This is a genomic window from Streptomyces sp. NPDC005494 (assembly GCF_042872025.1).
In the GTDB taxonomy this organism is placed as follows: Bacteria; Actinomycetota; Actinomycetes; order Streptomycetales; family Streptomycetaceae; genus Streptomyces.
Window position 1 is genome coordinate 102,108 of the sequence record NZ_JBIAJR010000003.1, and the last position, 25,722, is coordinate 127,829.

At 72.0% G+C, this 25,722-nt stretch carries 23 protein-coding genes and 1 pseudogene; 13 read left to right on the forward strand and 11 right to left on the reverse strand.

Translation table 11 applies throughout. The annotated features are described in order from the left end of the window. The first annotated feature begins 14 nt into the window (after window positions 1-14). The gene (locus tag ACFYQ6_RS10450) at window positions 15-803 is read left to right on the forward strand and encodes a DUF3017 domain-containing protein (protein ID WP_388762379.1); all 789 of its coding nucleotides are present in this window, start codon (window positions 15-17) and stop codon (window positions 801-803) included. Window positions 804-1,030: 227 nt separating this feature from the next. On the opposite strand, the gene ACFYQ6_RS10455 is transcribed toward ACFYQ6_RS10450, so the two are convergent. Further along, window positions 1,031-1,573: a DUF1707 domain-containing protein gene (locus ACFYQ6_RS10455; protein WP_388762382.1), complete on the reverse strand. Its 543-nt coding sequence runs from the start codon at window positions 1,571-1,573 to the stop codon at window positions 1,031-1,033. A gap of 510 nt (window positions 1,574-2,083) precedes the next feature. Between ACFYQ6_RS10455 and ACFYQ6_RS10460 the strand changes: the two genes are divergently transcribed. After that, window positions 2,084-3,157 carry a DUF2690 domain-containing protein gene (locus ACFYQ6_RS10460; protein WP_361584282.1) on the forward strand — a complete coding sequence of 358 codons (1,074 nt, stop codon included), beginning with the start codon at window positions 2,084-2,086 and terminating at the stop codon, window positions 3,155-3,157. Between the two features lie 183 nt (window positions 3,158-3,340). Continuing rightward, window positions 3,341-4,330 carry a malate dehydrogenase gene (locus ACFYQ6_RS10465; protein WP_361584279.1) on the forward strand — a complete coding sequence of 330 codons (990 nt, stop codon included), beginning with the start codon at window positions 3,341-3,343 and terminating at the stop codon, window positions 4,328-4,330. A gap of 96 nt (window positions 4,331-4,426) precedes the next feature. On the opposite strand, the gene ACFYQ6_RS10470 is transcribed toward ACFYQ6_RS10465, so the two are convergent. Beyond that, entirely contained in the window at window positions 4,427-5,164 is a 738-nt protein-coding gene (locus ACFYQ6_RS10470; protein WP_388762386.1) for an isocitrate lyase/phosphoenolpyruvate mutase family protein, read from the reverse strand. A gap of 46 nt (window positions 5,165-5,210) precedes the next feature. Then, a complete protein-coding gene (locus ACFYQ6_RS10475; protein WP_361582236.1) occupies window positions 5,211-5,726 on the reverse strand; it encodes a carboxymuconolactone decarboxylase family protein in 516 nt (171 codons plus the stop codon). A 47-nt stretch (window positions 5,727-5,773) separates the two neighbouring features. Between ACFYQ6_RS10475 and ACFYQ6_RS10480 the strand changes: the two genes are divergently transcribed. Together ACFYQ6_RS10480 and ACFYQ6_RS10485 are read left to right on the forward strand one after the other, a co-directional pair. Next, window positions 5,774-7,171: a PLP-dependent aminotransferase family protein gene (locus ACFYQ6_RS10480; RefSeq protein ID WP_361582239.1), complete on the forward strand. Its 1,398-nt coding sequence runs from the start codon at window positions 5,774-5,776 to the stop codon at window positions 7,169-7,171. A gap of 420 nt (window positions 7,172-7,591) precedes the next feature. Then, a pseudogene (locus tag ACFYQ6_RS10485) lies at window positions 7,592-7,981 on the forward strand (phosphatase PAP2 family protein); the annotation flags it as partial. Window positions 7,982-8,023: 42 nt separating this feature from the next. Here ACFYQ6_RS10485 and ACFYQ6_RS10490 read toward each other — a convergent pair. Together ACFYQ6_RS10490 and ACFYQ6_RS10495 are read right to left on the reverse strand one after the other, a co-directional pair. Further along, complete coding sequence (locus tag ACFYQ6_RS10490; protein WP_388762391.1) at window positions 8,024-8,704, reverse strand: response regulator; 681 nt, start codon at window positions 8,702-8,704, stop codon at window positions 8,024-8,026. A 7-nt stretch (window positions 8,705-8,711) separates the two neighbouring features. Next, window positions 8,712-10,175 (reverse strand): sensor histidine kinase, encoded by a 1,464-nt coding sequence (locus ACFYQ6_RS10495; protein ID WP_388762394.1) that lies wholly within the window; start codon window positions 10,173-10,175, stop codon window positions 8,712-8,714. Window positions 10,176-10,371: 196 nt separating this feature from the next. On the opposite strand from ACFYQ6_RS10495, the gene ACFYQ6_RS10500 reads away from it, so the two are divergent. Both ACFYQ6_RS10500 and ACFYQ6_RS10505 read left to right on the forward strand, forming a co-directional pair. Next, window positions 10,372-10,647 carry a hypothetical protein gene (locus ACFYQ6_RS10500; protein WP_361582242.1) on the forward strand — a complete coding sequence of 92 codons (276 nt, stop codon included), beginning with the start codon at window positions 10,372-10,374 and terminating at the stop codon, window positions 10,645-10,647. A gap of 6 nt (window positions 10,648-10,653) precedes the next feature. Then, window positions 10,654-11,841 carry a glutathionylspermidine synthase family protein gene (locus tag ACFYQ6_RS10505; protein WP_361582245.1) on the forward strand — a complete coding sequence of 396 codons (1,188 nt, stop codon included), beginning with the start codon at window positions 10,654-10,656 and terminating at the stop codon, window positions 11,839-11,841. A gap of 113 nt (window positions 11,842-11,954) precedes the next feature. Here ACFYQ6_RS10505 and rocD read toward each other — a convergent pair whose 3' ends face one another. Beyond that, a complete protein-coding gene (rocD, locus tag ACFYQ6_RS10510; protein ID WP_361582247.1) occupies window positions 11,955-13,163 on the reverse strand; it encodes an ornithine--oxo-acid transaminase in 1,209 nt (402 codons plus the stop codon). A 283-nt stretch (window positions 13,164-13,446) separates the two neighbouring features. Here rocD and trpS point away from each other — a divergent pair, with 283 nt between their 5' ends. Continuing rightward, complete coding sequence (gene trpS / locus ACFYQ6_RS10515; RefSeq protein WP_361582249.1) at window positions 13,447-14,460, forward strand: tryptophan--tRNA ligase; 1,014 nt, start codon at window positions 13,447-13,449, stop codon at window positions 14,458-14,460. A 90-nt stretch (window positions 14,461-14,550) separates the two neighbouring features. Next, window positions 14,551-15,141, forward strand: coding sequence for a 2'-5' RNA ligase family protein (locus ACFYQ6_RS10520; RefSeq protein WP_361582252.1), 591 nt, complete (start codon window positions 14,551-14,553; stop codon window positions 15,139-15,141). 212 nt (window positions 15,142-15,353) lie between these two features. Here ACFYQ6_RS10520 and ACFYQ6_RS10525 read toward each other — a convergent pair whose 3' ends face one another. After that, on the reverse strand, window positions 15,354-16,112 hold the full coding sequence (locus ACFYQ6_RS10525) for a decaprenylphospho-beta-D-erythro-pentofuranosid-2-ulose 2-reductase (protein ID WP_361582254.1): 759 nt from the start codon (window positions 16,110-16,112) through the stop codon (window positions 15,354-15,356). Between the two features lie 501 nt (window positions 16,113-16,613). Between ACFYQ6_RS10525 and ACFYQ6_RS10530 the strand changes: the two genes are divergently transcribed. After that, window positions 16,614-17,579, forward strand: a complete 966-nt coding sequence (locus ACFYQ6_RS10530) for a YihY/virulence factor BrkB family protein (protein WP_388762401.1) — start codon at window positions 16,614-16,616, stop codon at window positions 17,577-17,579. Here the strand turns inward: ACFYQ6_RS10530 and ACFYQ6_RS10535 are convergent. After that, entirely contained in the window at window positions 17,527-18,777 is a 1,251-nt protein-coding gene (locus ACFYQ6_RS10535) for a D-alanyl-D-alanine carboxypeptidase family protein (protein ID WP_388762404.1), read from the reverse strand. The two genes, ACFYQ6_RS10530 and ACFYQ6_RS10535, sit on opposite strands and share 53 nt — an antisense overlap. Before the next feature lie 121 nt (window positions 18,778-18,898). Between ACFYQ6_RS10535 and ACFYQ6_RS10540 the strand changes: the two genes are divergently transcribed. The 3 genes from ACFYQ6_RS10540 to ACFYQ6_RS10550 all read left to right on the forward strand — a co-directional run bounded on the left by ACFYQ6_RS10540 (window position 18,899) and on the right by ACFYQ6_RS10550 (window position 22,300). Then, the gene (locus ACFYQ6_RS10540; protein WP_361582262.1) at window positions 18,899-19,168 is read left to right on the forward strand and encodes an SCO4848 family membrane protein; all 270 of its coding nucleotides are present in this window, start codon (window positions 18,899-18,901) and stop codon (window positions 19,166-19,168) included. A 121-nt stretch (window positions 19,169-19,289) separates the two neighbouring features. Next, window positions 19,290-20,618 carry a metallophosphoesterase gene (locus ACFYQ6_RS10545; protein ID WP_388763012.1) on the forward strand — a complete coding sequence of 443 codons (1,329 nt, stop codon included), beginning with the start codon at window positions 19,290-19,292 and terminating at the stop codon, window positions 20,616-20,618. 128 nt (window positions 20,619-20,746) lie between these two features. Further along, entirely contained in the window at window positions 20,747-22,300 is a 1,554-nt protein-coding gene (locus tag ACFYQ6_RS10550; RefSeq protein ID WP_388762408.1) for an ABC transporter substrate-binding protein, read from the forward strand. On the opposite strand, the gene ACFYQ6_RS10555 is transcribed toward ACFYQ6_RS10550, so the two are convergent. The 3 genes from ACFYQ6_RS10555 to sdhA all read right to left on the reverse strand — a co-directional run bounded on the left by ACFYQ6_RS10555 (window position 22,287) and on the right by sdhA (window position 25,719). Beyond that, window positions 22,287-23,030 carry a TetR family transcriptional regulator gene (locus tag ACFYQ6_RS10555; RefSeq protein WP_388762411.1) on the reverse strand — a complete coding sequence of 248 codons (744 nt, stop codon included), beginning with the start codon at window positions 23,028-23,030 and terminating at the stop codon, window positions 22,287-22,289. The two genes, ACFYQ6_RS10550 and ACFYQ6_RS10555, sit on opposite strands and share 14 nt — an antisense overlap. A 158-nt stretch (window positions 23,031-23,188) precedes the next feature. Then, the gene (locus ACFYQ6_RS10560; RefSeq protein WP_361582268.1) at window positions 23,189-23,965 is read right to left on the reverse strand and encodes a succinate dehydrogenase iron-sulfur subunit; all 777 of its coding nucleotides are present in this window, start codon (window positions 23,963-23,965) and stop codon (window positions 23,189-23,191) included. Beyond that, window positions 23,965-25,719, reverse strand: coding sequence for a succinate dehydrogenase flavoprotein subunit (sdhA, locus tag ACFYQ6_RS10565; RefSeq protein ID WP_361582270.1), 1,755 nt, complete (start codon window positions 25,717-25,719; stop codon window positions 23,965-23,967). The genes ACFYQ6_RS10560 and sdhA overlap by 1 nt, the downstream gene beginning before the upstream one ends. Window positions 25,720-25,722 lie beyond the last annotated feature (3 nt).

Below are 25,722 nucleotides of genomic sequence, written 5' to 3' on the forward strand. Positions count from 1 at the left end.
CCGGGGAGAGCGGCATGGGTGCTGGTGCGAGTCCGGCGGACGGCACGCACGCGGACGGTCCGGCCGAGGAGGCAGGGACGTCCGCGTCCGTGAGGGCCGCCGCGCCCGAGGAGACGGCATCGTCCCAGCGGGCCGGGGGGCCCGAGGAGACGGCATCGTCCCAGCGGGCCGGGACGCCCGAGGAGACCGTGACGCCAGGGGAGGCCGGGATGCCCGGGAAGACCGTGACATCGAAGGACGCCGTGACGCCGGGAGACGCCACCGCGGCCGCGGAGGCCGCTGCCACACCCGGGGGTCCCGCGGCGCCCGAGGACGCCGGACCGGCCGGTGGGCCCGCCGAACCGGGCGGGGCGCCCGTGGCGGACGAGGGCGGTGGCGACCCGGCCGGGGCGAGCGGTTCGACCTGGGAGCCCTCGCGCCGCTTCTCGCTGACCCGGGACACCGCGCGCCCCGAGGGCGGTGGCCGTGCCGCCCCCGGTGACGCCCCCGCTCCCGCACGGCAGTGGCCGCTGCTCACCGTGCTCTGCACCGCGGGGATCGGGCTGCTGATCGTGGGGACCGACCTGTTCGCCGAGGCGTTCCGGGTCGGCGCCATGCTGATGGGCGTCGCCATGCTCGCGGGGGCGGTGCTGCGCTGGGTCGTCCCCTCCGTCGGCATGCTCGCCGTGCGGTCCCGGTTCACCGACCTCGTCACGTACGGCCTGATGGGGACGCTGATCGTGCTGCTGGCGATGATGGCGCAGCCCGATCCGCTGCTGGACCTGCCGTTCCTCCAGGACGTGGTCCACTTCACCATCCGCTGACACGGTGCCCGCACGGGCCGCCCGGCCGTCGGGCCGCCCGCACGGGGCCCCGGCCGTCGGGCCGCCCGCACGGGCCATCCGGCCGTCGGGCCGCCCGCACGGGCCATCCGGCCGTCGGGCCGCCCGCACGGGGCCCCGGCCGTCGGGCCGGGCGGCCCCGTTGCCGTGCGGCCTGTGTGCGGCGCGACGGACACCGAAGAGCTCCGCCGGCGGAACCGTGGGAAAGCTCAGCGTCGTGCGTGGCAAACGGTCAGCCGCCCGAATCCCATGGTCCCGGAGATCCGGATCGTCGGCCCGCCGGGGCCGGAGGGCTGCCGGACCCTGTGGCGCACGTCCTTCCACCCGGTGTTCAGATCCTCCATGTCGACGATCGCGTCGCGGGGCACCGTGATCCTGGCCCTGCCGGTGCCGAGTTGCAGCACGATGTCGATCACCGGATGCTCGACGACCGCCCGGGACAGATCCAGGCGCACCTTTCCGAACGCGGACTCGACCTTGAGGCGTCGGGGCACCCGCCATGCTCCGCGCCGCGTGATCCGTCCGCCCGCGGCGGCGATGGTGGACGTGGTGTCCGCCTTCCCGGCCGGGAGCGAGGCCAGAGGCGCCGCGAGCTGGTCATGTGTCCTGGCGGTCAGGGCCTGCTGGAGGCGCTCGTCCAGTTCCCCGTGCGAGAGGTGTCCTTCGGCGTACGCGTCCTGCAACCGCCGCACGGCCGTGTCGCGGTCGTCCTCGCCGATCGGCGACGGTGGGTCTTCCGGCAGAGGGGTCACTGTCCCACCATAGGTCCGGACCGGCGGTGGGTGTGCGTCAAGTGCCTTACAACGGCGAGCAATTGGCAGCGCGCTGCGTGGAGGGGGAGAGGGGTGCCCGTCCCCTCCCCCGAGAAGGGACGGACACCGGACCGGGCACACCGGTGCGGGAAGCACCGGAATCAGCTGAGTTGAGCGGCCTTGCCCTGTCCTGCGACAAGCGTCATGGACATGAGGTGCTGGTTCAAGGCCTGCTCGGCGCCTGTGGCACGGAAGTGACCATTCCGCCATCGTGTGATCGCCCCGCAACGGCCGGGTCCGGCGCTCGGTGACGCTACGGCGCACTACGGATCCCGCACTCATGCCGAATGCACCCGTGCGCCTCTTCGTCCGGAACTGCCGGCCTGGAACCGTGCATCCTTCTGGGTAGTCCGGAGCGCGGGGCCGAGCGTGCCGGGAAAGGGAACGGCCCGGCGCCGGGGGAGCGAGGCGCGCCGGGAGAGGCCCGGGGGAATCGACTGGGGGGAAGCAATGCCTCGTTGGAAGGCACTACCGGAAGAACTCGACCCGCAACTGCGGGAGTTCGCCGGTCAGCTGCGCCGGCTGGTGGACCGGAGCGGACTGAGCCTGGCAGCGGTCGCCGACCGCACCGGCTACAGCAAGACGTCCTGGGAGCGTTATCTGAACGGCAGGCTGCTCGCGCCCAAGGGGGCCGTCGTCGCGCTCGCCGAGGCCACGGGCGCGCAGCAGCACCATCTGACGACCATGTGGGAGCTCGCCGAGCGTGCCTGGAGCCGCTCCGAGATGCGCCACGACATGACGATGGAGGCCATCAGGATCTCCCAGGCGCGTGCGGCGCTCGGTGAGGCGGGGGTGGCGGCCGCCCCGCCGACGGGCAGACGCGCGGGCGGCGCCGACGGGGCTGTCTCCACCACCGCCGGTCTGAGGGGCGGCGGGGCCGTCCGTCCGCCGGCCGTCCCCGTGCAGCGTGGCTCCCTCGCGCGCGTTCCGCGGCAGCCGGGGCCCGGGGCGGTACCGGACTCAGAGGGCCGGGGCGAAGGCGGTGCCCGGGCGGGCCGTGCCCCCGAGGGGGAGACCGGCGGGCGGCGCAGGGTGACGATGTTCCTCGCGGGGGCGGTGGGCGCCTTCCTGCTGATGGCGGCTGCCGTGCTGCTGACCGACTTCGGCGGTGGCGGTGACGCCGTTGACGCGGTGGCCGCCACGACCCCGTCCGGACGACAGTCCTCGGGCAGCGCCTCGCAGCGTCCCGCCGGGGTCGGGTGCGAAGGCGCCGACTGCACGGGGCAGGACCCGGAAGCCATGGGCTGCGGAGGCCGGTCCGCCGACACGGTCGCCAGGGCAACGGTCGACGGCGGCCTCCTGGAGGTCCGCTACAGCGAGACCTGCGGCGCCGCGTGGGCCCGCATCACGCGGGCCTCCACCGGCGACACCGTACGGATCACCGCGGGCCCGGCGGAGGAGAAGGGCACGGTGGACGCGGACGCCGACGCGTACACCCCGATGGTCGCCGTGGCCGAGGCCTCCGACGCCAAGGCGTGCGCCACCCTCGCGTCCGGGACGACCGGCTGCGCCGTGGCCGAGTAGGCACAGGGCGGGGACCACGGCGGATCGCGGTACGTAACCGGCTGTGTGCGGTGCCACAGGGGGGCGGACGGCCGGGAGGGCGCGCGTCGGATAGCCTGACCGCTGGATATCTCTTCACGTCAAGATTCAGGGATGTCCAGCACCAGGGGCACCCCCACCGCCAGCTGTCTAACGGAGATCGCCATGACCCGCACTCCCGTGAATGTCACCGTGACCGGCGCAGCCGGCCAGATCGGCTACGCGCTGCTCTTCCGCATCGCGTCCGGCCACCTGCTCGGCCCGGATGTGCCGGTCAACCTCCGACTCCTCGAGATCCCGCAGGGCCTGAAGGCCGCCGAGGGCACCGCGATGGAGCTCGACGACTGCGCCTTCCCGCTGCTGCGCAACATCGAGATCACCGACGACCCGAACGTCGGCTTCGCCGGTGCCAACGTCGCCCTCCTGGTCGGCGCCCGGCCGCGCACCAAGGGCATGGAGCGCGGCGACCTGCTCTCCGCCAACGGTGGCATCTTCAAGCCGCAGGGCAAGGCCATCAACGACAACGCCGCGGACGACATCAAGGTCCTCGTCGTCGGCAACCCGGCCAACACCAACGCCCTCATCGCGCAGGCCGCCGCCCCGGACGTACCGGCGGAGCGCTTCACCGCGATGACCCGCCTGGACCACAACCGCGCGATCTCGCAGCTGGCCGCCAAGACCGGCGCCGCCGTCTCCGACATCAAGCGGCTGACGATCTGGGGCAACCACTCGGCGACCCAGTACCCGGACGTCTTCCACGCGGAGATCGCCGGCAAGAACGCCGCCGAGGTCGTCAACGACGAGGCGTGGCTGGCCGACACCTTCATCCCGACCGTCGCCAAGCGCGGCGCCGCGATCATCGAGGCCCGTGGCGCGTCCTCGGCCGCCTCCGCCGCCAACGCCGCCATCGACCACGTGTACACCTGGGTCAACGGCACCGCCGAGGGCGACTGGACTTCCATGGGTATCCCGTCGGACGGCTCCTACGGCGTCCCCGAGGGCATCATCTCCTCCTTCCCGGTCACCACGAAGGACGGCGCGTACGAGATCGTCCAGGGCCTGGACATCAACGAGTTCTCCCGCGCGCGCATCGACGCGTCGGTCAAGGAGCTCACCGAGGAGCGCGACGCGGTCCGCGAGCTCGGCCTGATCTGACCGGAGCCCCGGCCACCGGCCGGACCCGGAGCTCATGAGGGCGCCCCCCGGCGGCAGCTGCCGCCGGGGGGCGCCCTCATGAGCGGGCCCGTCCGCTCAGCGGCCGAGCAGGCGGTCGCCGAGTCCGCGCACCGCCTCCGCCGCCCTGCGCTGCAACTGGGGCCCGAAGGTGATCCGCGCCGCGCCCAGTTCGCCGAGCCTGCGCGTGGCCTCCGGGCCGTCGGGCGAACCGAGGGCGTTGAGCGGCACGGGTACCGCCGCGGCCAGACCGGGGAGCGCCTGGGCCGGGGCCATGATCGGATAGACGCAGTCCGCGCCGGCCTCCGCGTACAGCAGGGCACGGGAGATCGTCTCGGCGGCCACGTCCGTGACGTCCCGTCCCCCGTGGACGTACGTGTCCACGCGGGCGTTGACGAACAGGCGGTCGCCCGCCGCCGCACGCACCTGGGCGAGCCGGTCGGCCTGCCGCCGCGGATCGATGAGGACGCCGTCGGCCGAATCCTCCAGATTGCAGCCCACCACCCCGGCCTCCAGGAGACGTTCGACGAGCTCCACCGGAGCCAGCCCGTAGCCCGCCTCGACGTCCGCCGACACGGGCACGGACACGGCCCGGGCGATCCGGGCCACCGCAGCGAACATCTCGGCGGGAGGCGTCCGCCCGTCGGCGTGTCCGAGGGAGGCCGCGATGCCGGCGCTCGGTGTCGCGAGCGCCGGGAAGCCGGCGTCCTCGAACGCCCAGGCGCTCGGGACGTCCCACGGGCCGGGCAGGACCAGGGGGTCGCCGGGCTCGCGGCTGTGGTGCAGCGCGCGGAAGAGGGACACGGGCTCGTTCATCAGGGCTCCGGTGCGAGGAGGGGCGGAGGGCGGAGGTGCCGGCCCGTCAGTGGCCGAGCGAGCCGGGCGTGTAGTGGCCGGGCGCCAGTCGGCAGGTGACACCGAAGCGGTTCCAGGCGTTGATGACCGTGATCGAGGCGATCAGCTGGGCGAGTTCGGCCTCCTCGAACCGTGCGGCGGCCTTCGCGTAGACCTCGTCCGGTACGAAACCGTCGGTCAGGACCGTGACGGCCTCCGTCAGTTCGAGGGCCGCGATCTCCCGCTCCGTGTAGAAGTGGTGGGACTCCTGCCAGGCGCTGAGCTGGACGATCCGCTCGACGGACTCACCTGCGGCGATGGCGTCCTTCGTGTGCATGTCCAGGCAGAAACCGCAGTGGTTGAGCTGCGAGGCACGGATCTTCACGAGCTCCAGCAGCTTCGGGTCGACCCCCTTACGGGCCGCGGCGTCCAGCCGGACCATGGCCTTGTAGACCTCGGGGGCGAGCTGGGCCCACTGCAGGCGGGAGGGGTGCTCGGGGGCGCGGTCGTCGGTGCGGGCTTCGTGCTGCGTCTGAGTCGTCATGCCTACGAAGCTAACCGCCGGGTGGCGCACCGGTATGGTCCATTTCCATGACGGATTCCTGGGCCGCTTTCGGCGCCGACCTGCACATCGAACCGGTCGGGGCGGGACTGCGCAGCGGACTGATGAACGCCCTGCGGGACGCGGTGCGCACCGGGCGGCTGACCCCGGGGACCCGGCTGCCCTCCTCCCGTACGCTCGCCGCCGACCTCGGGATCGCGCGCAACACCGTGGCCGACGCCTACGCGGAACTGGTGGCGGAGGGCTGGCTCACCGCCCGGCAGGGCTCGGGGACCAGGGTCGCCCAGCGGGCGACCGCGGCCGGTGCCACCCGGGGGGCCCGGTCCCGGCCGGTGCGGCGGCGGCCCACCCACAATCTGATGCCGGGGTCGCCGGACGTCTCCTCCTTCCCGCGCGCCGAGTGGCTGAAGGCGGCGCGGCGCGCTCTCGCCTCCGCGCCCGACGCGGCGTTCGGCTACGACGACCCACGAGGCCGCGCCGAGCTGCGGACCGCGCTGGCGGACTACCTCGCGCGGGCGCGCGGGGTGTACGCCGATCCCGAACGCATCGTGATCTGCTCGGGATTCGTCCACGGGCTCTCGCTGATGGGGAAGGTGCTGCGGCGCCGCAAGGTACGCGCGACGGCCGTCGAGTCGTGCGGACTCGACATCCACTGGAACCTCCTGGCGGAGGCGGGTCTGCGCACCCCGTGCCTGCCGGTGGACGCGCTGGGCGCCAGGACCGGCGAGCTGGCCCGGGCGCAGGGCGTGGGCGCCGTGCTGCTGACCCCCGCGCACCAGTTCCCCACGGGGGTCCCGCTCCACCCCGACCGGCGGGCCGCGGCCGTCGACTGGGCGCGGTCCTCGGGCGGTCTGATCCTGGAGGACGACTACGACGGCGAGTTCCGCTACGACCGGCAGCCGGTGGGCGCGCTCCAGGGGCTCGATCCGGAGAGCGTCGTCTACATGGGAACGGCCAGCAAGTCGCTGGCGCCGGGGTTGCGGCTGGGCTGGATGGTGCTGCCGGAAGCGCTGGTCGAGGAGGTGTGCGACGTGCGGGGCGGTCCCGAGTGGATGTCCTCCACGCCGGACCAGTTGACCCTCGCGGAGTTCATGGGCTCGGGGGCGTACGACCGGCATGTGCGGGCCATGCGCCTGCGCTACCGCCGCCGCCGCGACCAGCTCGTCGAGGCGCTCGCGGAACGGGCCCCGGACGTCCGGGTCAGCGGGATCGCGGCAGGACTGCACGCCGTGCTCGAACTCCCCGAGGGCACCGAGCGGCCGGTGGTGCAGGCGGCCACCTGGCAGGGGCTCGCGCTGGAGCGGCTCTCCCGCTTCCGGCACCAGGACGCGCCGGCCGGCCGCGACGGCCTGGTCATCGGTTACGGCACCCCGTCGGAGAGCGGCTGGGCGGGCGCGCTGGACGCGCTCTGCCGGGTGCTGCCCTAGGAGACGGCGGGGACAGGGGCGGGAGACCGCCGGGGCCACGGGGGGCCGCCGGAAGGGTGCGGGGGAGGCGCCGTCGCGGAGTTCGGGGCTGTCAACCCTGACGAACGTCCAGGTCCGGGGGTGCCGTTCGGCCCGGGTCCTGCACGGCGCCCACTCCTACCTTCGGTTCCCATGAGACGAGAACCGTGGAAGAGAGTCCCGGCGGGCCGGCTGCTCGGTGCGTCGGCCGTACTGGGTGCGGGGGCGGGAGCGGTCGTGTGGCTGGCCCCCGGAGGACTGGGCGACGCCGGCGCGATCGAGGTGACCGACGGGGCCTCGGCGTCCCTGCGGCAGTCGCTGACCGGTGCGGTGGCGGACGCGCCGTCATGGCTGGGCCCCGTCCTGGAGGTCTCGGGCGAGGCCACGCTGGTGATCCTCGGGATGCTGCTGGCCTGGACGGCGTGGACGGCACTGCGGCGCGCCGACGCGCACGGGGTCGCCGGGTCCGTGCTGACCGGGATCGGGACCGTCGTGGCCTACGCGGCGAGCGAGGCCCTGAAGCTGGTGGTGGACGAGGAGCGGCCGTGCCGCGCCGTGCGGACGCTGTTCGAACCCGTCGCGGAGTGTCCCGCACCGGGGGACTGGTCGTTCCCGAGCAACCACGCCACCCTCGCCGCCGCTCTGGCGGTCGGGCTGGCCCTGCTGCGGCCCCGCCTCGCGGCGGTCACGCTGCCGCTCGCCGGGGCTGCCGCGCTGCTGCGCGTGCTGGTGGGGGTCCACTACCCGCACGACGTGCTCGCCGGCGCGGTGCTCGGCGGCGCCGTGGCGGCGGCCTCGCTGCTCGCGTTCCTGCCCCTCGCCCGGAGGGCGGCATCACGGCTGGGACGGCTGAGGAGGAACGACCCCGGCCTCATGGGCCACGACCGCCGCGGCGGCCCGGTTGTCGACGGCCAGCCGCGCCAGGATGGAACTCACGTGGGCCTTGACCGTGCCTTCCACCACGTGCAGGCGCCGGGCGATCTGCCCGTTGGACAGGCCGCCGCCGAGAAAGGCCAGCACCTCCCGTTCGCGGGCGGTGAGGGCGGCGACCCGTTCGCGGGCGGCGGAGCGCCGGCCGGCCAGGGTGCCGGCACCCGTCGCGGTGAGGTGGGCGACGACCCGGGCCGCGACCTTCGGTGACAGGTAGGCCGCGCCCTCGGCCACCGCGCGGACGCCCGCGATCAGTTCCTCCGGGTCGCCGGACTTGATCAGGAAGCCTGCCGCACCGCCACCGAGGGCCCGCAGGATGTAGTCGTCCTCGCCGAAGGTGGTCAGCATGACGACGCCTGTCGCCGGCGCCACGTCGCGGATCTCCGCCGCCGCGTCGATGCCGTTGAGTCCCGGCATGCGGATGTCGAGGACGGCCACGGCGGGGCGGTGGCGCCGGACCAGCTCCACGGCATCGTGCCCGTCGACGGCCTCGGCGACGACCTCGATGTCCGGGGCCGTGGCGAGCACGGCGCGCACCCCGGCACGGATCATCGGCTCGTCGTCGGCGATCAGCACCCGGATCACCGGACGCTCACGGGGTGATCGTGTCCAGGGACACCAACGTGTCCTTCCGGAAACAGAGTTGGTAGGAGTCGCCGGACCGGTCGTCGAACCGGTCGGCGGTCATCGCGTAGTACACGCACGTCGTGTCGCCTTCCGTCGGCTCGGCAGCGGGCGGTCGGTGGCCCGTCTGCCGGTCCGGCAGCAGGTCCTCCACCTCGGCACGATCCTGCCCCACGCGGAGGCGGGCGAAGTCACGCGGGTCCAGGACCGACTGCGAAGCCGTGTGCATCTCCCAGCCCGCGAGCGCACCGCTGAGCAGCGCCCCCGTCACCAGCGGAACCATCACCACGGCCACCATGGCCCGGCCCGCCCGGCGCCGGGCATGACGGTGCTCCTGCGGCAACCCGCCCTCCCGGGCGGGCACGGGTGCGAGCGGCGTTGGCGGGGAGGAGCGGGTGTGCGGGATGCGCGCGGTGACCGCGTAACCCCCGCCGCGCGGACCGTGTTCGAAGGAGCCGCCGGTCAGCCGCACGCGTTCCTCCATGCCGACGAGGCCGAGCCCCGCCCCTCGCGCCGAGGGCCGCGGTCCTGGCGGCGGGGGCGGGCCGTTCTCCACCACGATCCGTGTCTCCGACGCCGTGTGCGTGGCGTGGACGGTCGCTGACGCACCGGGCGCGTGTTTGGCGACGTTGGTCAGCGCCTCCCGCACGACCCGGTGCGCCGCCCGTTCGACGACGGGCGGCATGCGGTCCGCCTCGCCCTCGACGCGCAGCTCCACCGCGAGCCCGGCGGCGGAGGCCTCGGAGGCCAGCTCCGTGAGACCGGCGCTGCCCATGTCCCAGGGCGTGTCGCCGGTGTCCTCACGCAGGACACCGATCACCTCGCCCAGACGCTCCACCGCGGCCGCGGCTCTGGCCCTGATGTCACCCGCGGCCCTGCGATGGTGATCCTCCAGGCCGGGGGCCAGCTTGAGCGCGCCCGCCGACAGGGCGATCATGCTCAGATCATGGCCGAGCACGTCGTGCATGTCCTGGGCGATGCGCGCCCGTTCACGCAGCCGGGCCTGTTCGGCGACGAGCCGCTGCTCGCGTTGCAGCTGCCCCGCGCGCTCCCATCCCGCCCGTACGAGCTGCTGGTACTGGCGCCAGAAGCGGCCCGCGAACCAGGGCAGCATCAGGGCGGCGACCACCACGGCCACCAACCGGCCTGCCAGGGGCAGCCAGGCGGGCACGAGGGACAGGGCCACCACACCGGCCGCGAGGATCGCGACCAGGGCGAGGGCGGTCGGCGCCGTCCTGCCCGGCCGTCGCCCCGCCAGGAACGCGCTGACGGCGGTCGGGACGGCCCACCACGGGTTCGCCACGCTCAGACCGGCGGCCAGGGCGACGAGAAGGGGCCGGAGGTCCGGGGCGCGCCGTGACCCGTCCGCCCCCGTCCGGGGCCGGGCCCCGGACGCGGTCCCGGTCTCGTCTTTGTTCTTCGTGGTGTCCACGGCAGTGACGGTACGGACCCGGTGCGCCCGTCCGGCACTGCCGAAAGTCCAATCCCTGTGACGCTCCCACGGAGGACGTTCGTGGTACCCGGTTTCGGCCCCATGGGTCGGGCATCTAATCTGACTGGCGGTTCGCTACGGACGGGCACCGGCTCGACGGGCACCGGCTCGTGGAAACGACGGGGGAGAGCAGGACATGAACAGGCGCAAGCTGAGGTCGAGCACCGTGGTGCTCGGTGGCATGGGCGTACTCGCCGCGACGCTCACCGCGTGCGGATCGGAACCGGACGAGCGGTGCGTCGACCGGGTCACCCAGGAGATCCTGCCGGACTACGAGTGCGATGACAGCGACGGTCACGGCACGTACTACTACGGCGGCAGCAGCCACAACAACCGCGTGTCCGGCGGCAGTTTCGACAAGTCCGCCGTCGAACGCCACGGATTCGGCTCCTCCGGCTCCAGCGGCGGCTGAGATCCCATGGAACGCCGTACCACCGAACCGCGCACCGGCTGGCAGGAGACCGTCGAGGAGCAGGGGCTGATCTACCCCCTGACCCGCTACCCCGACGGCTCCCTGCGCCCGTACTGGGACGAGAGCGCCTACTACGTCTTCTCGCTCCCCGAGGTCGAGGCGCTGGAGGAGGTCGTGGAGGAGCTCCACGCCATGTGCCTCGCCGCCGCCGCGCACATCGTCGAGCACGACCGCTTCGCCGACCTCGGCATCACCGACCCCAGGCTGGCGCGCCTGGTCGCCGAGTCCTGGCGGCGCCGCGCCGAACTACCGTCCCTGTACGGCCGGTTCGACCTGCGGTACGACGGGACCGGCCCGGCGAAGATGCTGGAGTACAACGCGGACACGCCGACCTCGCTGGTGGAGGCCGCGAGTCCCCAGTGGTTCTGGATGGAGGAGCGCTTCCCCGGCGCCGACCAGTGGAACTCCCTGCACGAGCGCCTCGTCGACGCCTGGAAGCGGCAGGCCCCGCTGCTGCCGCCCGGCCCCCTGCACTTCGCCCACTCCGACGGCGACGAGCTGGGCGAGGACCTCATGACGGTCGCCTATCTTCGGGAGACCGCCGCGCAGGCCGGGATCGAGACGGAGGCGCTCTCCGTCGAGCGGATCGGCTGGGACCGGCTGTCCGGCCGCTTCGTGGACGAGCGGCTCCGCTTCATCCGCAGCTGCTTCAAGCTCTATCCGTGGGAATGGCTGACCACGGACCGTTTCGGGCCCCACGTGCTGAGCACCCTCGACAACGGCGGAGGCACCGGGACCACCTGCTGGATCGAGCCGGCGTGGAAGATGCTGCTCTCCAACAAGGCGCTGCTGGCCATCCTCTGGGAGCTCTACCCCGGCCACCCCAACCTCCTGCCCGCCTATCTCGACGGCCCCCGCGAGCTGGCCTCGGCGCACGGGGCCGGGTACGTCTCCAAGCCCCTGCTCGGCCGCGAGGGCGCCGGCGTCACCGTCCACGAACCCGGTAGCGGGCCGGTGACGCGCGACGAACCCTGCTGCTACCAGGAGCTGGCGCCGCTGCCCGACTTCGCGGGCAACCGCGTGGTGCTCGGCGCCTGGGTGGTCGGGGACGAGGCTGCCGGCCTCGGCATCCGGGAGTCCTCGGGTCTGGTCACGGACGAGTACGCCCGCTTCCTGCCCCACGTCATTCTCTGAGCCGGGCGGGCCGACGGGCCCTGGGCCCACCGCCCCCGAGCCGGGCCCCCAGGCCAGGCCCTGGGCCCACCGCCCCCGAGCCGGGCCGACGGGCCCTGGGCCCACCGCCGGGCTCAGGCGGCCGCCAGGACGACGCGGAGCTGGTCGAGGCCCCACTCCAGGTCCTCCTTGCTGATCACCAGCGGCGGGGCGATCCGGATCGTGGAGCCGTGGGTGTCCTTGACCAGCACCCCGCGGTCCATCAGCTTCTCCGAGATCTCCCGGCCCGTCCCCAGGGCCGGCACGATGTCGATGCCCGCCCAGAGCCCCCGGCCGCGTACGGCCTCCACCGCACCGCCCCCGACCAGCAGCCCCAGCTCGTGGTGGAGAAGGTCCCCCAGCTCGGCCGCCCGCTGCTGGAACTCGCCGGTGCGCAGCATCGCGATCACCTCCAGGGCGACGGCGCAGGCCAGCGGATTCCCGCCGAACGTCGAGCCGTGCTCCCCTGGGCGGTGGACACCGAGGACGGCGGCCGAGGACACGACGGCCGACACGGGCACCACACCTCCGCCCAGCGCCTTGCCCAGCACGTACATGTCGGGCACGACCCCCTCGTGCTCACACGCGAAGGTCCTGCCGGTGCGGCCCAGGCCCGACTGGACCTCGTCCGCGATGAACAGCACGTTCCGCTCCCGGGTGAGCTGCCGCACCCCGGCGAGGTAGCCCGGCGGCGGGACCAGCACCCCGGCCTCTCCCTGGATCGGCTCCATCAGCACGGCCACGGTGTTCTCGGTCATGGCCGCCGCGAGCGCGGTGAGGTCCCCGTACGGCACGATCTCGAACCCCGGGGTGTACGGGCCGAAGTCCGCCCGTGCCTCGTGGTCCGTGGAGAAGCTGATGACCGTCGTCGTCCTGCCGTGGAAGTTGTCCGCGGCGACGATGATCTTCGCCATGCCGTCCGGAACGCCCTTGACGCGGTAGCCCCACTTGCGGGCCGTCTTCACCGCCGTCTCCACGGCCTCCGCCCCGGTGTTCATGGGCAGGACCATCTCCATGCCGCAGAGGTCGGCGAGTTGCGTACAGAAGTCGGCGAACCGGTCGTGGTGGAAGGCCCGCGAGGTCAGTGTGACGCGGTCGAGCTGGGCCTTCGCCGCGTCGATCAGGCGCCGGTTGCCGTGCCCGAAGTTCAGTGCCGAATAGCCGGCGAGCATGTCGAGGTACCGCCGGCCCTCGACGTCGGTCATCCAGGCGCCGTCCGCCGAGGCGACGACGACCGGCAGCGGGTGGTAGTTGTGCGCGCTGTGCGCCTCGGCGGAGGCGATGGCGTTCTCCGTGGTCGACACGGGATCTCCGTTCGTCGTGCGGCAGGGGGCGGGGGTGGTGCCCACTTTGTATCGTCGGTCGGATCCAGGCCGGGGAAACCTGCGCCGTGCGGCGCGCCTCGTGCCGCCCCCCTGCCGGGGACCTCACGAGCGGCGCGCCCGCTCCCCCCCGGCCCGCCGGGAAGGAGCGCGGCCGGGCTCTCACCGGCCGGTCCGCGGCCGGCCGCACAGCGCCCCGCGCCGTGGCCGGATCTTTCCCCCACCGGCTGCCGGAGATCGGTTCCACACCTGAGACAATGGGTCCATGGCCTCTGATCGTCCCCGCGTGCTCTCCGGAATCCAGCCCACCGCAGGCTCGTTCCACCTCGGCAACTACCTCGGTGCGGTCCGCCAGTGGGTGGCGCTGCAGGAGTCCTACGACGCCTTCTACATGGTGGTGGACCTGCACGCGATCACCGTCCCGCAGGACCCCAAGGAACTCCGCGCCAACACCCGGCTCGCCGCGGCCCAGTTGCTGGCGGCCGGCCTCGACCCGGAGCGCTGCACGCTCTTCGTCCAGAGCCACGTCCCCGAACACGCCCAGCTCGGCTGGATCATGAACTGCCTCACCGGTTTCGGCGAGGCGTCGCGCATGACGCAGTTCAAGGACAAGTCCGCCAAGCAGGGTGCCGACCGGGCGACGGTGGGCCTCTTCACCTACCCGGTCCTCCAGGTCGCCGACATCCTGCTGTACCAGGCCGACCAGGTCCCCGTCGGTGAGGACCAGCGCCAGCACATCGAGCTCACGCGCGATCTCGCCGAGCGTTTCAACGGCCGCTTCGGCGAGACGTTCACCATCCCGGCGCCGTACATCCTCAAGGAGACGGCGAAGATCTTCGACCTCCAGGACCCGGCGGTCAAGATGAGCAAGTCGGCGTCCACGCCGAAGGGCCTGATCAACCTCCTGGACGACCCGAAGGTCACCGCCAAGAAGGTGAAGAGCGCCGTGACGGACACGGACACCGTGATCCGTTTCGACACGGAGAAGAAGCCCGGCGTCAGCAACCTCCTGGGCATCTACTCCACCCTCACCGGCACCACGGTCGCGGATCTGGAACAGAAGTACGAGGGCAAGGGGTACGGCGCGCTGAAGACCGACCTCGCCGAGGTCATGGTGGAGTTCGTCACCCCGTTCCGCACCCGGACCCAGGAATATCTGGACGACCCGGAGACCCTGGACTCCCTGCTGGCCAAGGGCGCCGAGAAGGCCAGGACCGTCGCGGCCGAGACGCTCGCCCTGACCTACGACCGGATGGGCCTTCTGCCCGCGAAGCACTGAGTCCAAGGACCCTGGCGAGATCACGGCCGAAGGGGCCACACTGGCGTCGGCACGACCGAAAACAGACCATCGACGATTGAGGAGAACGCTGTGGGGACCGTAACGCTTGGCGTTTCGATCGCGGTCCCGGAGCCGTACGGCAGCCTGCTCCAGGAGCGGCGCGCGAGCTTCGGGGACCCTGCCGCGCACGGCATCCCCACCCACGTCACCCTTCTCCCGCCGACCGAGGCACAGGCGGCCGACCTGCCCGCGATCGAGGCGCACCTCTCCCAGATCGCCACGGCCGGCCGCCCCTTCCCGATGCGGCTGTCCGGCACGGGCACCTTCCGCCCGCTCTCGCCGGTCGTCTACGTCCAGGTGGTGGAGGGCGCCTCGGCCTGCTCCTGGCTCCAGAAGCGGGTCCGGGACGCCTCCGGGCCGCTGGTGCGTGAGCTGCAGTTTCCGTACCACCCGCACGTGACGGTGGCGCACGGCATCGCTGAGGAGGCGATGGACCGCGCGTACGAGGAGCTCTCCACGTACGAGGCGGCCTGGACCTGTGGTTCCTTCGCGCTGTACGAGCAGGGCGCGGACAGTGTCTGGCGCAAGATCGACGAGTTCCCGTTCGGGGCGGGCGGCGGCACGCCCGCCGTACCGGCCCAGGGCGGCAGCTCGGTGGACCAGCCCTCCCTGCATCCCTGAGCGGGAAGCGGACCGGCCGCGCCCGGACGGCCTGGACGCGTCCTCGCCCCGCACGGGCCTGATCCGGACTCGGGGCCCCGTACCGGCCTCATCCGGGTACGCGGCCTACCGCACGCACCGGCCTGATCCGGACACGCGGCCAACCGCACGGCCTGATCCGGATACGCGGCTTACCGCACCGGCCTGATCCAGCCCCATCCGGATACGCGCCCTTACCGCACCGGAAGCCGCCTGAAGAGCGGCCTGGGGACGTGCCTCAGGGCGGCCATCACCACGCGCAGCGCGCCGGGCACCCACACGGTCTCCGAACGCCGCCGCAGCCCCGTCACGATCGCGTCCGCGACCGCCCCCGGGGTGGTGGCGAGCGGGGACTCCTCACGCCCCGCCGTCATGCGCGAGCGCACGAAGCCGGGGCGTACGACCATCACGTGCACCCCGGTCCCGTACAGCGCGTCGCCGAGCCCCTGCGCGAAGACGTCCAGCCCCGCCTTGCTGGAGCCGTAGATGAAGTCCACGCGCCGGGCGCGTTCCGCGGCCACCGAGGAGAGCACCACCAGCGAGCCATGGCCCTGCGCCTGGAGTGCGCCGGCGCACACGAGCCCGGCGGAGACCGCCCCCGTGTAGTTGGTCTGCGCCACCTGGACCGCGGAGAGCGGCTCCTCCTCGTCGCGCGCCTGGTCGCCCAGGACGCCGAAGGCCAGCAGCACCATGTCGATGTCGCCCTCCGTGAAGAGCTTCCCGAGCACCTCCTCGTGCGAGGCGGGATCGAGCGCGTCGAAGGCGACGGTGCGGACGCCGGCACCCAGCTCACGCAGCTCGGCCGCCGCCCGCTCCAGGGCGGGGGAGGGGCGGCCGGCCAGCAGGACGGACCGGGTACGGCGGGCGATCAGCCTCCGCGCGGTGGCCAGGCCGATCTCCGAGGTACCGCCGAGGACGAGCAGGGACTGCGGGGCGCCGAAGGCGTCCTTCACGGGTGACTCCTTGGGGGTGGCGGTGCGGTTGCGGAGCTGAGAGGCCCGGAACGGGGCCGGAGCCCGGGACGGCGCGACGCGTCCGACCCGAACGCGCCCGCCGGTTCGACCCGAACGCGCCCGGCGGTTCGACCGGAAGGTCCCCCGGTGGATCGGCCGGACCGGGCCGCGCCTGAGCGCTGTGCGCTGGGCGTACGCCCGGCGCGTTCGGGGGTACGTACGCCCCACGGGCGGTGTCCCCGGGGGCCGTCCCAGGCGTCAGAAGGCCGGACCGGGCCGCAGCGGCGTACGCGTGCGTACGAGGGCGGAGCCGCAGGGAGAGCGCCGGGGAGGCGCGGCCCCAGCCGGTCGAGGACACCGTGTCGGCGGACATGGTCGTGACCGTATCGCCCGCGAAAACCCATTTGAGGGATTTGTTACAGCACTCACCGAAATGGGTGATTGCTGATCCGGGAGGTCCGGGACGCCGGTTTTCCGTGCCCGGACGGGTACGCGTAGGTCATGGACTGGCTGAAGAACCTTCCCGTCGTCGGGCCGCTCGTCGCCCGGCTGATGGAGACGCACGCCTGGCGCTCGTACGAGACGCTGGAACGCGTCCACTGGAGCAGGCTCGCCGCGGCGATCACCTTCCTCAGCTTCCTCGCCCTCTTCCCGCTGATCGCGGTCGGCGCCGCGATCGGCGCCGCGCTGCTCTCCGAGAGCCAGCTCGCCAAGATCGAGGACAAGCTCGCCGAGCAGGTTCCCGGGATCTCGGACCAGCTCGGCATCGACAGCCTCGTGGCCCACGCCGGCACGGTGGGGGTGGTCGCCGGCGCGCTGCTGCTCTTCACCGGCATCGGCTGGGTCGGCTCCATGCGGGACTGCCTGCGCGCCGTGTGGGAGAAGGACGACGTGGACGAGGGCAACCCCGTCGTCCGCAAGCTCAAGGACGCCGGTCTGCTCTTCGGCCTCGGCGGCGCCGCGCTGGTGACCCTCGCCGTCTCCACCGGCGCTTCGACGGCCATCGGCTGGACGGCCGACAAGCTGGGCATCCCCGGGCACGGGGCGGGCGGGGTGCTGCTCCAGATCGCCGCCGTGCTCGTGGCGGTCCTCGCCGACTTCCTGATCCTGCTCTACCTGCTGACCCTGCTGCCCGGAGTGGAGCCGCCGCGCCGCCGCCTGATCGTGGCCGGGCTGGTCGGCGCGGTCGGCTTCGAGCTGCTCAAGCTGCTGCTCGGCAGCTACATGCGGGACGTCGCGTCCAAGAGCATGTACGGCGCCTTCGGGGTGCCGATCGCGCTCCTCCTGTGGATCAACCTCAGTGCGAAGCTGCTGCTGGTCTGCGCCGCCTGGACGGCGACGCCGAGCAAGGACGGGCGCAGGAGCGCGGAGGACGGCGACGGCGAGGGCGACGGCGACGGCGCCGGGCGGGACGTCAGCGGCGCGGGAGGCGGCGCACCAGGTCCGGCAGCGGCCAGCGCCGGTTGACCAGGAACGCCCCTGCCGCCAGGAGCAGCAGCACCCCGCCGACGACCGACAGCGCGGTCCAGACCCCGCCGGAAGCCGCCGCCGCGTGTGTGGTCTTCGCGGCCTGCTCCTTCTTGCCGGCCTTGTCCGCGCCGGAAGCGGGTTCCGACCCCTTCGCGGTGCCGGTCACGGCGGATTTCGGCGGCACCAGTTCGCCGACCGGGGTGACCTTGCCGCCGGCCGCGAAGCCCCAGTCCAGGAGGCTTGCGGCCTCCTTGTAGACGGCGTGGCTCTCCTCCGAGGAGGGGTTCATGACGGTCACCAGGAGGACCTTGCCGTCGCGTTCGGCGATGCCCGTGAAGGTGTTGCCCGCGTGGGTGGTGTAGCCGTTCTTGACCCCGGCGATGCCCTTGTACGGATCGACCCCGATGTCCCCGGTGATCAGCCGGTTGGTGTTCTGGATCTCGAAGCTCTCGCGCTTCTTGCCCTTCTTCTGCGCGCCGGGGAACTCCGCCGTCGCCGTGGCGGCGTACTCGCGGAAGTCGGCCTTCTGCATGCCGCTCCGGGCGAACAGCGTCAGGTCGTACGCGCTGGACACCTGGTTCGGGGCGTCGTAGCCGTCGGGCGAGACCACCCGGGTGTCGAGGGCCTGGAGCTCCTCCGCGTGCCGCTGCATCGCGGCCACCGTCGCGGGCACACCGCCGTACATCTCACTCAGCACATGGACCGCGTCGTTGCCGGAGCGCAGGAAGACGCCCAGCCACAGGTCGTGGACCGTGTAGGTGTGGTCCTCCTTGACGCCGACCAGGCTGCTCCCCTCGCCGATCCCGGCGAGTTCGTCCTCGGTCACCATGTGCGTCAGGGTCTTCGGCTGCAGGGCGGGCAGCACGGTGTCGGCGAAGAGCATCTTCAGGGTGGAGGCGGGCGGCAGCCGCCAGTGCGCGTTGTGCGCCGCGAGGACCTGACCGTTCTCCGCGTCGGCGACGATCCAGGAGCGCGCGCTGAGGTCCTTCGGCAGGACCGGGGCGCCGGGTCCCAGCTCGACCTGGGTGCCCTCCTCGCCCAGCCGCTTGCCGCCCACGGTCGACATCGGACCGGTCGGCTTCGGCTGTTTGTCGTCGGTCTTGTCCTTGTCCGCCGCCCCTGCGGGACTGATGACACATACGGACAGCAACGCAGCAGAGAGGACCGTCAATACGGTCTTTTTCAGAGCAGGCACGGTCGGAAACGTACAGGGCGTTGCTGGGTATCGGGACCCGGATGGCCGGACCCGCCGTGCATACCGCCGGGACAGCCCACCCCGTGCGAGCGGGCGGGAGCCCGGCGGCGATACTGGTGGCATGAAGCTCAGCCGCCCCGTTTCCTGGTTCCTGCTCGTCTTCGGAGCGTGGAGCTGGGTCATCTGGGTCACCTTCGTCAAGAACCTGTGGAAGGACGGCAGCGGACTCGCGTTCGACGACGCGGGCGACCCGACCGCCTACTTCTGGGTCCATCTCCTGCTTGCCGTCACCTCGTTTCTTCTGGGGACGGCTGTCGGGGTCATCGGGTTCCGTGGTCTCAGGGCCCTGCGCCGCGAGACCGGCGGCGAGACGGGACGCGCGGGATCGTGAAGAGCTGAGCGAAAGCCACGGCGAAGGTGTCCGCGCAGGCGGATGAGGGACCGGACGCGGGTGGGCGTCCGGACAGGATCGTTTCAGCGGGGGAGCGTACGTGATCGTGGTCTTCGTGCTCATGGCGGTCGCGGTTCTCGCGCTGCTCGCCGGGGTGCACCGCTATGTGTGGCGCCGGCTGATCGGTGACACCACACGGCCCGGCAGCGCCGCGCGCCGCGCCGGTACCGTCGCCGCGTTCGTGCTGCCGCTGCTCTCCGTCGGCGCCCTCACCGCCGGCCGCGCTGGCTTCCCGTTCTGGCTGCAACAGGTACTGGCATGGCCCGGCTATCTGTGGCTGGCCGCGCTGCTGTACCTGACGCTGGCTCTGCTGGCCGGCGAGGCCGTACGCCCCCTGCTGCGCCGCTTCCTCGCCCGCCGTGACACGGCGGCCGGTGCGGAGCCGAGGGAGCAGGTCCCGGCCACGGTCGCGGCCGCCACCGCCGAAGCGGACGCGGTCGCGGCCGCCACCGCCGAAGCGGACGCGGGCCCGGGCGCCCCCGCCGGCGCGGAGGCGGGCTCGGGCGGCACCCGGACGGATGTCGCTCCCCCCGCCGAGGCGCCCGCCTCCCCGCCCGTCGCCGACCCCTCGCGCCGCCTGTTCGTCGCCCGTGCCGTCGGCGGAGCCGCGGCCCTGGCGGGGCTCGGCACCGTCGGCCACGGCACGTACGGAGTGCTGCGCGGCCCGCGCACCAAGCGGCTCACCGTCCCGCTCGCCGGACTCCCGCGCTCGGCCCACGGCTTCAGGATCGCCGTGGTGAGCGACATCCACCTCGGGCCCGTCCTGGGCCGCGCCCACACCCAGCGCATCGTCGACGCGATCAACGCCACGAGCCCGGATCTCGTCGCCGTCGTCGGAGACCTCGTCGACGGGACCGTCGCCGATCTCGGGCCCGCCGCCGAACCGCTCGCCCGGCTCGAATCACGCCACGGCAGCTACTTCGTCACCGGCAATCACGAGTACTTCTCCGGCGCGGCCGAGTGGGTCGACCACGTACGCGAGCTGGGGATGCACCCGCTGGAGAACGCACGCGTCGAGATCGGCGGCTTCGACCTCGCCGGTGTCAACGACGTGGCGGGCGAAAGCGAGGGTCAGGGCCCCGACTTCGCCCGCGCGCTCGGCGACCGCGACCGCAGCCGTGCCTCCGTCCTCCTCGCACACCAGCCCGTCGTCATCGACGAGGCCGTGAAGTACGGGGTCGGCCTCCAGCTCTCGGGCCACACCCACGGAGGCCAGCTCTGGCCGGGCAACCTGCTGGCCGAGCTGGCCAACCCCACCGTCGCGGGCTACGAGCGTTACGGAGACACCCAGTTGTACGTCTCGCGTGGTGCGGGCGCCTGGGGCCCGCCCGTGCGGGTGGGCGCTCCCTCCGACATCACCGTGGTGGAACTCGCCTCCCACCAGGCATGACGTGAACCTGTGAGCTCTCTTTCCGGACTTTCAGATGTGAAGGTCGTGTGGTTGGGTGAGGGAGAACATGCGGCGATGTGCCTTTCTGTGCACATGAGCCGGGGTGGGTTGGTAAGGGAGCACGGCACATGCGGTCGATCCGGATACGGATTCTCGCGATTCTGGTGGTACTGATCATCGCGGGCGCAGGGGCCTGGCAACTTCTCCCCTCGGACGAGGCGGACGATTCCCCGATCGTCGTGGGCACATCGGACGAAGTCACCTCGCTGGACCCGGCCGGTGCCTACGACGCCGGATCCTGGGCGATCTACAGCAACCTCTACCAGTCCCTGATGACGTTCAAGTCCGGGGCGGTCGTCCCGGAACCGGACGCGGCGGAGAGCTGCGGGTTCGTCGGGCAGAAGCTCCAGACCTACCGGTGCACGCTGCGGAACGACCTGAGCTTCTCCAACGGGCGCAAGATCACGGCGTCGGACGTCAAGTACTCCTTCGAGCGGATGCTCAGGATCAAGGCGGACGCGGGCCCTTCGGTGCTGTTCCCCAGCCTCGACACCGTCGTGGCCGAGGGCCGCACGATCACCTTCAACCTCTCGGCCCGTGACGCGACGTTCCCGCAGAAGCTGGCCACGGGTGCGGGGTCGATCGTCGACCCCACGCACTACCCCGCGGACAAGCTCCGCACGGGCGGCCAGGTCGACGGCTCGGGCCCGTACCTCCTCACGTCCTACACGCCCGGCTCCTCGGCCGAACTGGTGCCCAACCCGGCCTACAAGGGCGCCCTGAAGACCACCGGGGGCGCGGTCGACATCCGTTACTTCGACGGCTCCGAGGCGCTCCGGACGGCCTGGGTGGCCGGCGACGTCGACGTCACGCACCGTCAGCTGCCGTCCGAGCAGCTGGCCGGGCTCGACCCGGGCGCCACCGACATGCGCGTCACCGAGGCCGACAGCGCCGAGATCCGCAACCTGGTCTTCGACGTCCGCAAGGACTCACCGTTCGCGGACAAGCGTGTCCGCCAGGCCGTCGCCTGGATCATCGACCGCGGGCCGCTGGTCGCCGATGTGTACCGGAGCACCGTCGACCCTCTCTACTCGCTGATCCCCCAGGGCTACATCGGTCACAGCACCCCCTTCTTCGACGCGTATCCCGAGCCGGACGCGAAGCGCGCCAGGGCCCTCATGGAGGAGGCCGGTGCGGAGCTCCCGCTGCACATCACCTTCGCCCACCGCGACGACGACGCGAACAAGGAGGAGTCGGCCGAGCTGGTCCGCCAGCTGGAGAAGGACGGCCTGTTCGAGGTCACGGAGAAGGCCGTCGAGTGGCAGGCCTTCCAGAAGGGCTACGCGGCCGGCGAGTACGACGCGTACACCGTGGGCTGGCTCCCCGACTTCCCGGACCCCGACACCTTCAGCCAGCCGCTGGTCGGCCGCGACAGCTCCCTGCACACCGGCTACCAGAGCGCCAGGATGGACGCCCTGATCTCGGCCACCCAGCAGTACAGCGACCGCGGCCGGACCTCGGCCGACTTCAAGGAGCTGCAGCAGCTGGTCGGCGAGGACGTTCCGCTGGTCCCGCTGTGGCAGAAGAAGGACTACGTCGTCAGCAAGCAGAGCGTGTCCGGATCCCAGTACCTCTCCGACGGCACCGGGATCTGGCGGCTGTGGGAACTCAGCTGGATCTGACGTCCCGGGCGCCGCGCGAGCCGGCGCCCGGCAGGAACTCCACCAGGACGTCGTGGATCTGCCGCACGAGCGGACGCAGCACCCGGAAGCGGGACAGCGCGATCGCCCGTGCGGCCAGCGGCGCGGTGCGCTCGACGAGCCTGCGGCTGCGTTCGGTGCCCTCGGAGCGGTCGTAGACCCAGAACAGCACCAGCCCCATCTGCATCAGCCACATCAGCTGCGGCAGCAGCACGGCCAGTTCCGCGTCGGCCTTGGCGTCGGAGCCCGACAGGCACCGCTCGTGCAGGGCGATGACCGCCTCACGGGCATCGGCCGACTCCCGCGAGAAGGGGGAGAGCGGGCTGTCCGGGTCGGCGGCGTTCTTGAAGAACTGGGCCGCGAAGCGGTGGTAGGGCCCGGCCACGTCCAGCCAGCACAGCAGCAGGCCCCTGATGCGTACGGTGAGATCGGTGTCCCCGGCCAGTACCGGCTGGACGGCGGCCGCGTGCTCGGCGGCGAGCCGGTCGTAGAAGCCCTGGACCAGGTGCTCCTTCGAGGAGAAGTAGTAATAGGCGTTGCCCACGGAGACGCCCGCCTCCTGGGCGATGGCCCGCATCGTGGTGCGGTCGTAGCCGCGCTCCTCGAAGAGCCGGAGCGCGGTCTCCAGGATCAGGGTGCGGGTCTGCTCGCTCTTCGGCGCCTTGGACTTCCGGGCCGGCCGGTCCGCCACGTTCTTCTCTTCCATCACCACGCCCCAAGGCTATCGGGGAGTCCCGGTGGTGCCCGCCGCCGCGGGGGCCGTCATCAGGAACCGGCAAGCCGCCGGACCACGCCCGGCCGGACACGGAAGAGGCCCCGTCCCGCGCACAGCCGTGCGCGGGACGGGGCCTCTTCGAGGTGACGCGGAGGTCAGAAGCGACGCGTGATCAGCGCGCGCTTCACTTCCTGGATCGCCTTGGTGACCTCGATGCCACGCGGGCAGGCGTCCGTGCAGTTGAACGTCGTGCGGCAACGCCACACACCGTCACGGTCGTTGAGGATCTCCAGGCGCTGCTCGCCGCCCTCGTCACGCGAGTCGAAGATGAACCGGTGCGCGTTGACGATGGCCGCCGGGCCGAAGTACTGGCCGTCGTTCCAGAACACCGGGCACGAGGACGTGCACGCGGCGCACAGGATGCACTTGGTGGTGTCGTCGAAGCGCTCGCGGTCCTCGGGGGACTGCAGACGCTCACGCGTCGGCTCGTTGCCCTTGGTGATGAGGAAGGGCATGACATCGCGGTAGGCCTGGAAGAACGGGTCCATGTCGACCACGAGGTCCTTGAGGACCGTGAGGCCCTTGATGGCCTCGACCGTGATCGGCTTCTCCGGGTTGATGTCCTTGATCAGCGTCTTGCAGGCGAGCCTGTTCTTGCCGTTGATCCGCATCGCGTCGGAGCCGCAGATGCCGTGCGCGCAGGAGCGGCGGAACGTCAGGGTTCCGTCCATCTCCCACTTGATCTTGTGAAGGGCGTCGAGCACACGCTCCTTCGGGTCGATCGAGATCTGGAAGTCCTGCCACTGGGCCTCGTCGGAGACCTCGGGGTTGAACCGGCGGATCCGGAACGTGGCCGTGATGTACGGGGAGTCGGCGAAGCCGGCCTCGGGCTCGGGGGCCTTGTCCGACTTCTCCAGGGTGGGGGTTGCCATCAGTACTTACGCTCCATCGGCTGGTAGCGGGTCGTGACGACCGGCTTGTAGTCGAGCCGGATCGACTCGGTGCCGTCGTCCGCGACCTCGCGGTACGCCATGGTGTGGCGCATGAAGTTGACGTCGTCGCGGTTCGGGTAGTCCTCGCGGTAGTGGCCGCCGCGGGACTCCTTGCGGGCCAGCGCGGAGGTCGCCATGACCTCGGCCAGGTCGAGCAGGTTGCCCAGCTCGATGGCCTCCAGCAGGTCGGTGTTGAACCGCTTGCCCTTGTCCTGGATGGACACGTCGAGGTAGCGCCTGCGCAGCTCGGCGATCTTGTCCACCGCGGTCTTGATCGTCTGCTCGGTGCGGAACACCATCACGTTGGCGTCCATGCACTCCTGGAGCTCCAGGCGCAGCGCCGAGACGCGCTCGGTGCCCGTGGAGTTCCGCAGCCGCTCGACCTGGTCCTGGACCAGCTGGGCCGGGTTCTCGGGAAGCTCGACGAAGTCGTTCTTCGCGGCGTACTCGGCGGCGGCGATACCCGACCGGCGCCCGAAGACGTTGATGTCGAGCAGCGAGTTGGTGCCGAGGCGGTTGGCGCCGTGCACGGAGACACAGGCGACCTCGCCGGCGGCGTACAGGCCCGGGACGACGGTGGTGTTGTCGGCCAGCACCTCGCCCTCGACGTTGGTCGGGATGCCGCCCATGGCGTAGTGCGCGGTCGGCTGGATCGGGATCGGGTCCGTGTAGGGCTCGATGCCGAGGTACGTACGCGCGAACTCGGTGATGTCCGGGAGCTTGGCGTCCAGCTGCTCCGGGGGGAGGTGGGTGAGGTCGAGGTAGACGTGGTCGCCCTCGGGACCGCAGCCGCGGCCCTCACGGATCTCCGTGTAGATGGAGCGGGACACGACGTCACGGGACGCGAGGTCCTTCATGACCGGCGCGTACTTCTCCATGAAGCGCTCGCCGTCCTTGTTGCGGAGGATGCCGCCCTCACCGCGGGCGCCCTCCGTCAGCAGGATGCCCATGCGCCAGATGCCCGTCGGGTGGAACTGGAAGAACTCCATGTCCTCCAGCGGCAGGCCACGGCGGTAGCAGGCGGCCTGGCCGTCACCGGTCAGGGTGTGCGCGTTCGACGTCACCTTGAAGAACTTGCCGGTGCCGCCCGAGGCGTAGATGACCGACTTCGCCTGGAAGACGTGGATCTCGCCGGTGGCCAGCTCGTAGGCGACGACGCCGGCGGACTTCTTGACGCCGTCCTCCTCGACGACCAGCTGGTCCAGGACGTAGAACTCGTTGAAGAACTCCACGCCCTCCTTGACGCAGTTCTGGTACAGCGTCTGGAGGATCATGTGGCCGGTGCGGTCGCCCGAGTAGCAGGCGCGGCGGACCGGGGCCTCACCGTGGTTGCGGGAGTGACCGCCGAACCGGCGCTGGTCGATCTTGCCCTCGGGCGTACGGCCGAACGGCAGGCCCATCTTCTCGAGGTCGAGAACGGCGTCGATGGCCTCCTTCGCGAGGATCTCGGCGGCGTCCTGGTCGACCAGGTAGTCGCCGCCCTTGATCGTGTCGAAGGTGTGCCACTCCCAGTTGTCCTCCTCCACGTTGGCGAGCGCTGCGGCCATGCCGCCCTGCGCCGCGCCCGTGTGGGAGCGGGTGGGGTAGAGCTTCGTCAGCACGGCGGTGCGGCTGCGCTTGGTCGACTCGATGGCCGCGCGCATGCCGGCGCCGCCGGCGCCGACGATGACGGTGTCGTACTTGTGGATCTGCATGGT